Annotated in this window: 12 protein-coding genes; 6 read left to right on the plus strand and 6 right to left on the minus strand. The window is 63.3% G+C overall.

Annotation, left to right across the window (positions count from 1 at the left end; all coding sequences use genetic code 11):
• Positions 1–103: 103 nt before the first annotated feature.
• The 5 genes from CVE41_RS06030 to CVE41_RS06050 all read left to right on the plus strand — a co-directional run bounded on the left by CVE41_RS06030 (position 104) and on the right by CVE41_RS06050 (position 5762).
• A complete protein-coding gene (locus CVE41_RS06030; RefSeq protein WP_100259851.1) occupies positions 104–1936 on the plus strand; it encodes an ABC transporter transmembrane domain-containing protein in 1833 nt (610 codons plus the stop codon).
• Between the two features lie 136 nt (positions 1937–2072).
• A complete protein-coding gene (locus CVE41_RS06035) occupies positions 2073–4187 on the plus strand; it encodes a M13 family metallopeptidase (protein ID WP_100259852.1) in 2115 nt (704 codons plus the stop codon).
• Between the two features lie 95 nt (positions 4188–4282).
• A complete protein-coding gene (locus CVE41_RS06040; protein WP_100259853.1) occupies positions 4283–5077 on the plus strand; it encodes an undecaprenyl-diphosphate phosphatase in 795 nt (264 codons plus the stop codon).
• A 96-nt stretch (positions 5078–5173) separates the two neighbouring features.
• Complete coding sequence (locus tag CVE41_RS06045) at positions 5174–5428, plus strand: hypothetical protein (protein ID WP_100259854.1); 255 nt, start codon at positions 5174–5176, stop codon at positions 5426–5428.
• Positions 5429–5510: 82 nt separating this feature from the next.
• Positions 5511–5762 (plus strand): hypothetical protein, encoded by a 252-nt coding sequence (locus CVE41_RS06050; protein ID WP_090476589.1) that lies wholly within the window; start codon positions 5511–5513, stop codon positions 5760–5762.
• 69 nt (positions 5763–5831) lie between these two features.
• On the opposite strand, the gene phhA is transcribed toward CVE41_RS06050, so the two are convergent.
• Entirely contained in the window at positions 5832–6773 is a 942-nt protein-coding gene (gene phhA / locus CVE41_RS06055) for a phenylalanine 4-monooxygenase (RefSeq protein ID WP_100259855.1), read from the minus strand.
• 56 nt (positions 6774–6829) lie between these two features.
• Between phhA and ppk2 the strand changes: the two genes are divergently transcribed.
• Positions 6830–7600 carry a polyphosphate kinase 2 gene (ppk2, locus tag CVE41_RS06060; protein ID WP_269800173.1) on the plus strand — a complete coding sequence of 257 codons (771 nt, stop codon included), beginning with the start codon at positions 6830–6832 and terminating at the stop codon, positions 7598–7600.
• On the opposite strand, the gene CVE41_RS06065 is transcribed toward ppk2, so the two are convergent.
• Genes CVE41_RS06065 through CVE41_RS06085 form a run of 5 tightly spaced genes read right to left on the minus strand, consistent with a single transcriptional unit; the run spans position 7597 to position 12302 of the window.
• Positions 7597–8451 carry an FAS1-like dehydratase domain-containing protein gene (locus tag CVE41_RS06065; protein ID WP_100259856.1) on the minus strand — a complete coding sequence of 285 codons (855 nt, stop codon included), beginning with the start codon at positions 8449–8451 and terminating at the stop codon, positions 7597–7599. The genes ppk2 and CVE41_RS06065 overlap by 4 nt on opposite strands.
• Positions 8451–9683: an acetyl-CoA C-acetyltransferase gene (locus tag CVE41_RS06070; protein ID WP_100259857.1), complete on the minus strand. Its 1233-nt coding sequence runs from the start codon at positions 9681–9683 to the stop codon at positions 8451–8453. The genes CVE41_RS06065 and CVE41_RS06070 overlap by 1 nt, the downstream gene beginning before the upstream one ends.
• 3 nt (positions 9684–9686) lie before the next feature.
• Complete coding sequence (locus CVE41_RS06075; protein WP_100259858.1) at positions 9687–10913, minus strand: CoA transferase; 1227 nt, start codon at positions 10911–10913, stop codon at positions 9687–9689.
• A 3-nt stretch (positions 10914–10916) separates the two neighbouring features.
• Positions 10917–12098 (minus strand): acyl-CoA dehydrogenase family protein, encoded by a 1182-nt coding sequence (locus CVE41_RS06080; protein WP_232725808.1) that lies wholly within the window; start codon positions 12096–12098, stop codon positions 10917–10919.
• A gap of 3 nt (positions 12099–12101) precedes the next feature.
• The gene (locus tag CVE41_RS06085; protein WP_100259859.1) at positions 12102–12302 is read right to left on the minus strand and encodes a hypothetical protein; all 201 of its coding nucleotides are present in this window, start codon (positions 12300–12302) and stop codon (positions 12102–12104) included.
• Between the last annotated feature and the right edge of the window lie 29 nt (positions 12303–12331).

The raw sequence follows: 12331 nt of genomic DNA on the forward strand, positions 1-12331 counted from the left end.
TCTGACGAGTGATTCGTCGTTGTGCAATGCACAAATGGGGTAAAAGTGCCCGAAACGCGCCTCCCCTGTGGATTTTGCCGCGCGCGCTGCCTAGGTGGAGCGAATGGACAAGACGGGCGAAATTGCAGAAGCTGAGGCCACGCCGAAACGCGGCATATTCAGGCGCCGCCGCAAGGACGGGGAAACCCGCTCGCTGGGCGCGCTGGCCATGGTCTGGCAGTCCGCCAAGGCCTATCCGCTCCAGCTGACGCTGGCCTCGATCGCGCTGCTCGCGACGGCTCTCATCACCTCGCTTGCCCTGCCGAGCGCACTCAAGCTGATTATCGACCGCGGTTTCGGCGGCGACGGCACCGGCGATATCGGCCGCTGGTTCCGATACCTGCTTGCCCTCGTGGCGACACTGGGCATCTTTACGGCCCTGCGGTTCTATTTCGTCAGCTGGCTTGGCGAACGCGTGGTCGCCGACATCCGGCGCAAAGTACATGAAAACCTTCTGCGGCTGTCCCCCTCCTTCTTCGAAGAGAACAGCCCCAAGGAAATCTCCAGCCGGATGACCTCCGACACCGCGGTCATCGAACAGGTGGTGGGCACCACCATTTCCATGGCACTGCGCAACGCCATCATGGCTGTGGCCGCGGCAGGCTATTTGTTCTGGCTGGCACCGCAGCTTGCCGTGTACATCTTCATCGGCATCCCGGTGGTCATACTGCCGATCGCGATTTTCGGCGCACGCCTGCGCAATATCAGCCGGTCGAGCCAGGATCGCATTGCCGATGTCGGCGCAATGGTCACCGAAGTGCTGTCCGCGATGAAGGTCGTGCAGGCATTCGGCCAGCAGGATCGCGAAGGCGGCCGTTTCGCCGATGCGGTCGAGCGGACGTTCGAGACGGCCCGCAAGCGCGTGTTGCTGCGCGCCCTGATGACCGCCACCGCCATCACCCTGATTTTCGGCTCCATCGTGCTGCTGCTGTGGCGCGGGGCCGTGCTGGTCGAGGCGGGGGAACTGACCGGCGGCACCATCATGGCCTTCGTCTTTGCCGGCATGATCGTGGGCGGAAGCGTCGGCGCGCTGGCCGAAGTGGTCGGCGACCTGCTGCGTGCAGCCGGTGCCGCCCAGCGCCTCAGCGAACTGCTGGCCGAAAAGCCGGGCATCGCAGCACCCGCGCGTCCGGAAGCGCTGCCCGAACCCGCGCGCGGCAGCCTGTCCTTCCGCAACGTCACCTTCCGCTATCCGACACGGCTCGAAGCGCCCGCCATCACCGACTTCAGCCTTGAGGTTGAGCCGGGCGAAACGGTCGCCATCGTCGGCCCATCGGGTGCCGGCAAGTCGACGATCTTCCAGCTGGCCGAGCGTTTCTACGACCCGCAGGCAGGCACGGTCAGGCTAGACGGCATCCCGCTGACCAGCGCCGATCCCGCCGCAATCCGGAAGCGGATCGCGTTCGTCCCGCAGGAAGGTGTCCTGTTTTCCGCCAGCGCCCGCGACAATTTACGCTATGGCAATTGGGATGCGAGCGAAGAGGATATCTGGGCCGCTGCGCGAGCCGCGAATGCGACCGAATTCCTCGAAAAGCTCCCCGATGGTCTCGATACCTATCTGGGTGAGAACGGAACCCAGCTTTCGGGCGGCCAGCGGCAGCGTATCGCGATTGCCCGCGCCCTGCTGCGCGATGCACCAATCCTTTTGCTGGATGAGGCGACCAGTGCGCTCGATGCGGAAAGCGAGCGCCTGGTGCAGGATGCGCTCGAACGCCTGATGGAGAACCGCACCACGCTGGTAATCGCGCACCGTCTCGCCACCGTGCGCGCGGCAGACCGGATCGTCGTTATGGAGGACGGGCGCATTGCCGAACAAGGCACCCATGCGCAGCTGTCCGATAACGGCGGGCTCTATGCACGGCTCGCCTCGCTCCAGTTCGGCCTCGAAAGCGCCTGAACGGCGCGATTCTTCGACCAAACCGATGACTGAGCCGACGAGCGGCGACACCTTCTTGCCTGGTTTCGCTAGCTAGCCGACATCGAATCCTCGCGCGGGGGGCGCGCAAAAGAGATTTCCTTCGGAGACTTCGCACATGACCAAGAACTTCCTTGCCGCAGGGGCATCTGCCATCGCCCTGATTCTCGGCGCGCCTGCAGCGGCTGAAGAAACGGCCAGCCCGACTATGGACTTCGGCACCTGGGGTGTCGGCACCGACCTGATCGACGACAGCGTCGATCCGGGCGACGATTTCAACGCCTACGTTAACGGCAAGTGGATTGCCGAGAACGAGATCCCTGCCGATCGCCAGCGTTTCGGCGCGTTCGACATGCTGCGTGAAGGCGCGATCCACGACGTGCAGACGCTGGTGAACGACCTCGTCGCGTCCAACCCGGAGCCCGGCACTGCGGCCCGCCGTATCGTCGATGCTTACAACGCCTATCTCGATGTCGAGGCCATCGACGCGAGCGGGCTGGCGCCTGCGCGTCCCTATCTCGACACCATCTTCGCGGCAGAGGACCTTGCCTCGCTGGTCTCGCTGTTCGGCGACCCGCGCTATCCCGGCCTTGTCACCGCCGGCGTCACGATCGACGCACGCAATCCGACCGACCATGCCGTCGGCATCGGGTTCGACGGCATGGGCCTTCCCGACCGCGACTATTACCTCGTCGATTCCGAGAGCAACCTGAAGGTCCGCGAGGCCTATATGGACTATCTCGCGACCATGCTGGGCGCGGCCGGCTATGCCGATCCAGCATCGGCTGCCAAGGCAGTCTACGCGTTCGAGCGCAAGGTCGCCGAACTTGAATGGGCCCGCCAGGTACTGCGAATGCCCAAGCTCACCTATAACGAGCTGACGCCCGACGACCTCACGGCAATGGCCGGGGATTTCCCGATCGCAGCCCTGCTCGAAGCGTCGCAGCTCGGTGGTCAGGAACGCTATCTTGCACGCCAGCTTCCGCCGACTGCGGAGGAAATCGAGGAACTGGAACTGACGCAGGAACAGCTCGACATGATCGGCGGCGGCCTGCCTGCGATGATGAAGCTGTTGAGCGAAACGCCCCTCGCAACGCTCAAGGCCTATATGGCCACGCGCTTCCTAGAGCGTAACGCATCGGTGCTTTCGAGCGAGCTGGACGATGCGAACTTCGCTTTTTACGGCAAGACCATCAACGGTCAGGAGCAGCAGCAGGAACGTTGGAAGCGCGCCATCAACGCGGCCGAAGGCGCTTTGGGCGAGCAGCTCGGTGCCCTTTACGTCGCGCGGTACTTCCCGCCCGAGAGCAAGGCGCGCATGGACGAGCTGGTCGCGAACCTGTCCCGCTCCATGAGCCTGGCGCTCGATGCGAACGAGTGGATGACGCCGGAAACGATCGCCGAAGCGCGCACCAAGCTGGAAGGCTTCGTGCCGATGATCGGCTACCCCGCCGAGTTCGAAACCTATGACGGTCTCGAGATCGACCCGACCGACCCGCTCGGCAATCTGATGAATGCGCGGGTATGGGAAACCGAGGACGCTCGCTCGCGGCTCGGCACCAAGGTCGATCCGACCGAATGGGGCATGTTCCCGCAGACGGTGAATGCCTATTACTCGCCGCTCACCAATCGCATCGTCTTCCCCGCCGCGATCCTTCAGCCGCCGTTCTTCAACGCACAGGCGGACGAGGCAGTGAACTATGGCGGGATCGGTGCCGTAATCGGTCACGAAATCGGCCACGGCTATGACGACCAGGGCAGCCAGTTCGATGCTACCGGAACCCTGCGCAACTGGTGGCAGGATTCCGACCGCGAAGGCTTCGAGGACTACACGAAGCGCATGGCCGGCTTCATCGAAGCCTACTGCCCGGTCGATAGCGCGGAAGGACCCGTCTGCCTGCGCGGCAACCAGTCCATGGGCGAAACGCTGGGCGACGTGGTCGGCCTGCAGATGGCCTACCGCGCCTACCGCCTTTCGCTCAATGGCGAGGAAGCACCGATGATCGACGGGCTGACCGGCGACCAGCGCTTCTTCCTCGGCTTCGCGCAGATCTGGCGCGGCATGGAGCGCGAGGAAAGCCTGCGCAATCGCGTGATGACCGCCAACCACCCGCCGGGTGAATTCCGCCTCAACAATGCGGTGCGCCATCTCGATGCGTGGTACGATGCATTCAATGTATCGCCGGAAGACGATCTCTACCTGCCGCCGGAAGAGCGCATCAAAATCTGGTAACCCGACTACCTCCGATACAGATCGAACCCCGTCGGCCATGCGCCGGCGGGGTTTTTGTTTGACTTGTCCAAACCTTGTGCCAATTCCACCGCCCCATGACCTTCCTCCAAGAATTGCTGATCGCACTGGTCCAGGGAATCACCGAATTCCTGCCGATTTCCTCCTCGGGCCACCTGATCCTGATCCCCAAGCTCACGGATTTTCCCGATCAGGGGCCGCTGATCGACGTCGCCGTCCACGTGGGATCGCTGCTCGCGATCATCCTTTATTTCCGCAAGGACGTGATGGGCCTAGCGCGAGGTGGCTTTGCAAGCGTCGGTCTCGCCAAGGACGATGCCCAGCGCCGCCTGTTCTGGTTCGTCGTCATCGGAACCATCCCTGCCGTCGCGCTCGGCCTGTTCCTCAAGATGGGGGGATACCTGGAAGGCTTCCGGTCGACCCAGCTGGTCGCCACCAACCTTATCGTCTTCGGCATATTGCTGGGCCTTGCAGACCGCTTCGGCAAGGAAACCAAGGCCTATGAAGACATGACCCTGCGCGATGCCATCCTCGTCGGTCTGGCACAGGCGATGGCCCTGATTCCCGGTACGAGCCGATCGGGCGCCACCATGACCGCAGCACGCGCACTCGGTTACCAGCGCGTGGAATCGGCGCGCTTTTCCTTCCTGCTGGCCATTCCGGCCGTTGCAGGGGCAGGTTTGCTTGCCGCCTTTGATCTGGCCGACGCGACCGCGCAAATGCAGCAGGACGCGATCGTCGCCGGCATCCTGACCTTCTTCACAGCGCTGGCCACGATGGTTTTCCTGATGAATTTCCTCAAGAAAGCTTCGATGATGGTCTTCGTGATCTACCGGGTCGCGCTGGGCGCAGCCCTGCTTGCTTTCCTCTGATCGGCGCTCGGCAATCGCCACCATTCTGTCACATTTGTGGAACCAATGGCCGCAAGCGGCTTTTTATTGGGCACGAGTAGACCGCAAGGACTGACAATGGGTTTGATCATTCTGATCGTTACCGGCGCCCTCATGGGATGGCTTGGATCGATCGCACTCAAGATCGAAGATGGCCGCGCCATTCTTCGCAACGTGCTGGCCGGCATTGCCGGTTCGCTGGTTGTGGGAATTGCGACATCGGGCGGTGTCTTCCTCGGAGCGATCCGGGCGGGCACGCTGCTTTGGGCCACCCTCGGCGCCGTAGTGGTGGTCGGACTCTACAATGTCGTTCGAGAACGCGTCCTGCGCTGATTAGCGCATTCGGCAAAATCGTTTGACCAATATCGGATGGCTCAATCCTGATGCCACCCGCCAATAAAAGGGGAACACCACAATGAAATTCACCAAAGCAACTCTCGTCGCTTCTGCCGCTGCCATGAGCCTCGGCCTTGCCGCTTGCGACAGCGCCGCAGAAAACGAAGCTGAAGCCAACATCGAAGAGATGGAAGACGCTCGCGACGCGCAGGTCAATGAAATGGAAGCTGCCGGCGAAATCACCGACGAGCAGGCCGATGCCATGGACGACCAGACCGATGCCATGGAAGAGTCGATGGAAGAACAGGCTGACGAAATCGACGAGATGTAATCTCGAAGCTTTCCAAGCTTAGGAAATGAAGCGGCCCCGGAGCGATCCGGGGCCGTTTTCGTTTGGCGATCAGACCGGCTTCGCGCCCGATCCGCGCCCGCCGCGCAAAGTGTATTCCAGCGTGCCGCGGTTCACCACGTAATCGACGTCGATCACGGCGGTGTTCGCATAGGTGAAGCCCGGGCCGAGGCTCTTGTAGAGCTTGTCGAAATCCCGCTCCACCGTCTGGCGGTAGAGATCCTCGAAGCTGGGAATGACAAAATAGGTCGGCTGCAGGTCGCTGATCACGTAATCCGTGCGCATGACCCGGTCGACATTGAGCATGATGCGGTTGGGGCTTTCCGCCTCCACCGAATAAACGACTTCCGTCGGGCCGGACAGGATGCCGGCACCATAGGCGCGGATGTCGCCAGGTTGCTCCTCGATCAGGCCGAATTCCACCGTGTACCAGTAGAGCGAACCGAGCGCTTTCAACCGGTTGTAGCGCATCGCCTTCCACCCGGCGCGGCCATATTCCTGCATGTAATCGGCATAGACCGGATCGGTCAGCATCGGCACGTGGCCGAACACGTCGTGAAAGACGTCGGGCTCCTGGATGTAGTCGAACGTCTCGCGCGTGCGGATGAAATTGCCTGCCGGGAAACGGCGATTGGCGAGGTGCCAGAAGAAGACGTGATCGGGGATCAGCATGGGCACGGGCACCACGCTCCACCCGGTCAGCTTGTCGAGTTCTTCCGATAGCTTGCCGAATTCCGGAACGCCGCCGCGCCCGAGGTCCAGCTTTTCGGTGCCTTCCATGAACGCAGTCGCCGCACGGCCCGGAAGCACATCCATCTGGCGCTCAAAAAGGTCGTTCCAGATGGCATCGTCTTCGCTGTCGTATTCGGTCTGCTTCGGCTCCAGCCAGTCGTCGCCGACATGCTCCGGCTTTTTCAGCGGGGCCGTAAAGACGTCGTCCGGCAAGTCCGGGAGACGCGAAAAATCCTGTTCGGTTTTTGCAAGTGTAGCCATATCGTTGCCGTTGATACTAGCATACGCAGCAGGACACAAACCGATCGGAGCAGAGCGTGAAGAAGAGCGATTACGAAGACGCGATCGAACCCATGCAGGAAGAGCTTGTCGGCATGGCGCGCTGGGCGATGGCGACCGGTCAGCGGATCGTCGTGCTGTTCGAGGGGCGCGATACCGCCGGCAAGGGTGGTGCGATCAAGGCCGTGCGCGAACGGCTCAATCCGCGCCAGTGCCGCATCGTCGCCCTCTCGAAGCCCAGCGAGGAAGAGCGCAGCCAGTGGTATTTCCAGCGCTATGCCAAGCACCTGCCCTCTGCAGGCGAAATCGTCCTGTTCGATCGCAGCTGGTATAACCGCGCGGGAGTGGAGCGGGTCATGGGCTTTGCCGATGAAGGCCAATTGCAGGATTTCCTGCGCCAGGCCCCGGCGTTCGAGAAGCTGCTGGTCGATGATGGGATAATGCTCTCCAAATACTGGCTCGGCACCGATCAGGAAAAACAGGAAGAGCGCCTGCGCGAACGGCTGGAAGACCCGCTGAAGCGCTGGAAACTCTCGCCGATCGATCTGGCAGCACGCGGGAAATACGACGACTACACGCGAGCCCGCGAGGACATGCTGGCAGCGACCCACACCGAATGGGCGCCGTGGACACTGGTCGATTTCAACGATCAGAAGCGGGGGCGATTGACGCTGGTACGCAACCTGCTGGATCGGCTGCCCGATACGCGGGTGGAAGCGCCTACCATCGATTTTCCGGAGCTGGGGCACGATCCGGTGGAAGAGACCTACGGTTTCCTCAAGCCGATCGCGGATTATCCGGTCGATTAAGCGAGAGTCGCGCTCGCCTTAACCACCTGGCGCCCGTCGTCGGCGAAGGCCCCCAATTCGGTTCCTTCCTCGCCCTCGCGCAGCGCGAGGTGCAGCGGCTCGCCCGCTAGTGCCGGGCTCGTCCCGCGGAAGGTGAAGCTGGCAAGTCGGTTCTCGCCGTATTTTTCGGCGGCGAGTTGCAGCAGCAGGCTGGCGCTGAGGGGACCGTGGACGACCAACCCGCGATAGCGCTCCGTGTCGCGCGCATAAGGCGCGTCGTAGTGGATGCGGTGGGTGTTGAAGGTCAGCGCCGAGAACCGGAACAGCAGGCGCTCGTCGGGGACAAGTTCCCGGTGCGTGTCCCATTGCGAGGGGTCGAAACTGCCCTCGCCAGCAGGCGGCGGGGACAGGGGAGCGTCCTTGGCGAGTGCTTCAAGGTAGACGACGCTTTGCCGCTCTATGACGGCCAGCTTGCCATTGGCGCTGGTCTCGTGATCGATCTCGACGAAAACCATTTCGCCCCTGCTGCCAGACTTGGGTGTGACCGAAGCAATGCGGCTGGCGCGCTCTACCGTGGCGCCAACGGAAATGGGGGCGTGGAACTGCATCGCGCTCGAGGCCCACATGCGGCGCGGGAGCGGAATGGGCGGTAGGAAGCTGGCGTCGCTCTGATCGCGCGTCGGATGGCCGTCTTCACCCAGTTGCGCAGTTCGCGCCTCGGGCGTGCATAGGCACAGGTGAATGCCCTGCGGCATCTGCGCATTCGTCGGCGCATCCCGATCGAAAGTCGCGCACCAGCGCGCGGCAAGCCCCGGATCGAGCCGGTCCGCGCTACGCTGTTCGCGCCCGACCCATGCCTGCCATTCGCTCATCACACGGCGCGCTCGAATACGGCGGCCATGCCCTGCCCGCCGCCGATGCACATGGTTTCCAGCCCGTACTTCACCTCGCGGCGCTGCATCTCATGCGCCATGTCGGCAAGGATACGGATGCCGGTCGCGCCGATGGGGTGGCCGAGCGAGATACCCGAACCGTTGACGTTGACGATATCCCGGCGGCTGTCGTCCTCGGCAAAGCCCCAGCCCTTGAGCACGGCGAGAGCCTGCGGAGCGAAGGCTTCATTGAGTTCGATGAGGCCGATGTCGTCCCAGCCGAGGCCGTTGCGCGCAAACAGCCGCTCGACCGCAGGGACCGGGCCGATGCCCATGCGGCTGGGATCGCAGCCCGCCGCGCTCCACGAATGGAACCACAGGATCGGCTCGAGGCCGAGTTCCTCGACCTTGTCTTCGGCGACGACGAGGCACGCCGCCGCCGCATCGTTCTGCTGGCTGGCATTGCCTGCCGTCACGATGGCATCCGGATCACGCTTCCCGTCGATCGGGCGCAGCTTCGATAGGCTCTCCATGTCGGCATCTGCGCGGAAACCCTCGTCCTTGGCGAAAACAACGGGATCGCCGCGGCGCTGAGGAATTTCGACGGGCACGAGCTGATCATCGAACTTGCCTTCTTCCCACGCCTTTGCCGCGTTCTGGTGGCTGCGGACGGCGAATTCGTCCGATGCCTCGCGGCTGATGTCGTAATCCTTGGCGAGATTTTCCGCCGTCTCGATCATGCCGGTGATGACACCGAACCGCTCGATCGGCTGGCTCATCAGGCGCCCGCGCGTAAGGCGGTCCCAAAGCACCATGTCACCCAGCCGCGCGCCGTGGCGGGCCTTGGTCGTATAGTGTTCGACATTGGACATGCTCTCGACCCCGCCGGCCAGCACGCAATCGGCCATGCCCGTCTGCACCATCATGGCGGCCGTCGCGACCGCCTGCAGGCCCGAACCGCAGCGCCGGTCGAGCTGCATGCCAGGCACTTCTATGGGATAGCCCGCCGCCAGCCAGCTCCAGCGCCCGATGGCGGGAGCCTCGCCGCTGCCGTAACCCTGGCTGAATACCACGTCGTCGACACGCATCGGGTCGAGCCCCGAACGTTCGACCAGCGCCTTGATGATGACCGCACCCAGAGCACCCGCTTCGAGCGGGGCGAGGCTGCCGAGGAATTTGCCGACAGGGGTACGCAAGGGTTTGCAAATGGCGACGCGGCGGAGCTGGGTCATGGGTTAGTCCTTATCGGAAAGACGGGCGATATCGCGGTCGACGAGTGCGCCGATCGCGCCCGAAGACAGGCCGAGGCGTTCCGCGAGCACTTCCTCGGTATGCTGGCCCAGGTACGGGGCTGGTGCAGGCGGACCGGGATCGCGTCCGGGGATGTTCGCAAAGCTGCGAGTGGCGGGATATTCGAAGCCGGAGGGGTTCGCACCGGTCCGCGTGAAGAGCGGATTGTCGTCGACCAGCACCGGATCGTTCGCCGCTTCGTGCATGGTGCGATATCGCTCGAAGGTGCAGCCCTCTGCCGCCATCCTCCGCTCCAGCTCCGGCCAGTCCATCGTTCCGGCCCGCGACTGGAAGAGGTCGAACAGGGCGTGGCGGTGCTTGAAACGCGGGTCGTCGCCATCGGCGAAGCGAACGCCGCATTCCTTCTCCAGCGCGGCGATTTCGTCTTCCACGCCGAATGCCTTCACCAGCCCCGCCCACTGCTTGGCGGTGAGCGCAGCGACCATGAAACGCGTGTTGTCGAGACTGCGGAAATCGCGCCCGAATGCGCCCCAGATCGCGTTGCCAAGCCGTTCGCGATCGGCCCCGCGATAGAGCATCTCTGCCATCGCACCGCTGTTGGCGACCGTGCCGATGGCGACATCGCCCAATGGCACGCGCAACTGGCTTCCCTCGCAGGTGTGGTCGCGGTGGCGGATCGCGGCGATGAGCGCAAAGGCGCAATAGGCGCCGGTGATGAAATCCCACGCGGGCAAAACCTGGTTGACCGGCGGCGCGGTTGCATCGTCCCAATCCTCCGGACCGCACATCAGCGGATAGCCGCTGGCCGCATTGACGGTGAAGTCCATCGCCTGGCGCCCGTCATGCCAGCCCATGATGCGCACGCTGACAAGGTCGGGGCGATTCGCCGCTACAGCATCGTGCGACAGGAAGCTTTTCTCGGGCAGGTTGGTGATCAGATTGCCGGTTTTCGCCGACAGTTCAACCAGCAACTCCCGCCCCTCGCCGCTGCGCAGGTCGAGCGCGACAGATTTCTTCGCCCGGTTGAGGTTTTCCCAGCTTAGGGAGCGGCCCTCTTTCGTGAGCATATAGCGGTCGTAGTCGAGCCCGCCCTCCTTGTGATCGACGCGGATCACCTCCGCTCCCATCTGCGCGCAATAGAGCCCTGCAGTGGGAGAAGCGACGAAGCTCGACGCCTCGATTATGCTCAGGTCATTGAGGAGGCCGTACACGCCTCAGACGCTCGCCGCATATTCGCGCAGCATCCGCTTCGCGATCTGCAGCTGGAGGATCTGCGTGGTGCCTTCGTAGATGCGGTAGATGCGCGCATCGCGGAAGAAACGTTCTGCATCATATTCGGCGAGGTAGCCCGCGCCGCCGTAGATCTGCACCACGCGGTCGACCACACGGCCGCACATTTCGGATGCGAAGACCTTAAAGGCGGCGGCGTGTTTCACCGTGTCCTCGCCGCGGTCCACACGCGCGGTGACATCCGCCATCATCGCTTCGGCGGCGTATATCTCGGTCCAGCTTTCGGCCAGCATCTGCTGGATCAGCTGGAAGTTGGCGATCGGTTCGCCGAACGCCTGCCGCTCGTTCGCATATTTGATCGCGCTGTCGAGCGCACGGCGGGCATAGCCGGCGCTCGCCGCACCGACCGAGATCCGGCCGTTGTCGAGGCTCATCATGGCAAAGCGGAAGCCCTGTCCGGTCTCCCCGCCGAGCAGGGCATCGCCCGGCACATGCACATCGTCGAGCATGACGTCGGAGATATGGCTGCCTGCCTGGCCCATCTTCTTGTCGGGGCTGGAGGTGGACATGCCCGGCGTGTCCATCGGCACGATGAAGGCAGAGACATGGGCATTCTTGGGCAACGCGTCCTTTTCGGTGCGCGCCATGATCAGGGCGACGTCGGCGTGCGGCGCATTGGTGATGTAGCGTTTGGTCCCGTTGAGGATCCAGCCGTTGCCGTCGGGATCGGGCTTCGCCATCGTCTGCATTGCGGCGCTGTCGCTGCCGCTTCCCGGCTCGGTCAGGCCGAAGCAGGCGATCTCGCCGGCGGCGATGCGCGGCCACCATTCCGCCTGCTGTTCCGCAGTGCCGCCGTTCTTGATCGCGGAATTGAACATGCCCACGTTGATCGAGAAGATCGAGCGATAGGCCGGCGCGGCATAGGCCATGGTCTGCACGACCTTGGCATATTGCGTTATGTTGAGACCCGCGCCGCCGAAGTCTTCCGGCACGGTCAATCCGAACAGGCCCATGTCCTTCATCTCGGCCAGGATATCGTCGGGTACCTTGTCCTGTTCGATGACGTCCTTTTCCGCCGGGATCAGCCGTTCGCGGACATAGCGTTCAAGCTGATCCAGGAACTGGTCGAAAGTCTCGGCATCCATTCCGGGATTGGGGGTCGACATGTCCTATTCCTCTCCTGCCTCGGTATCTGCTTGCGTGACCGCTTCGGGTCCGGTTTCGAGCCGCGCCTCGTCCAGCATGCTGGCCGCATCTTCGAGCGCCTCCGCCTCGTCCGCACTTACTTCGGCAGGCGCGGCGGGGGGCTCTTCGCTGCATCCGGCGAGCGCGAGCGGGGCGAGTACCGCGAGGGTTACGAGTCGTCTCATCGGTGACAGACTAAGCCCGCGCATCGGCG

This window comes from Qipengyuania seohaensis (assembly GCF_002795865.1).
GTDB lineage: Bacteria > Pseudomonadota > Alphaproteobacteria > Sphingomonadales > Sphingomonadaceae > Qipengyuania > Qipengyuania seohaensis.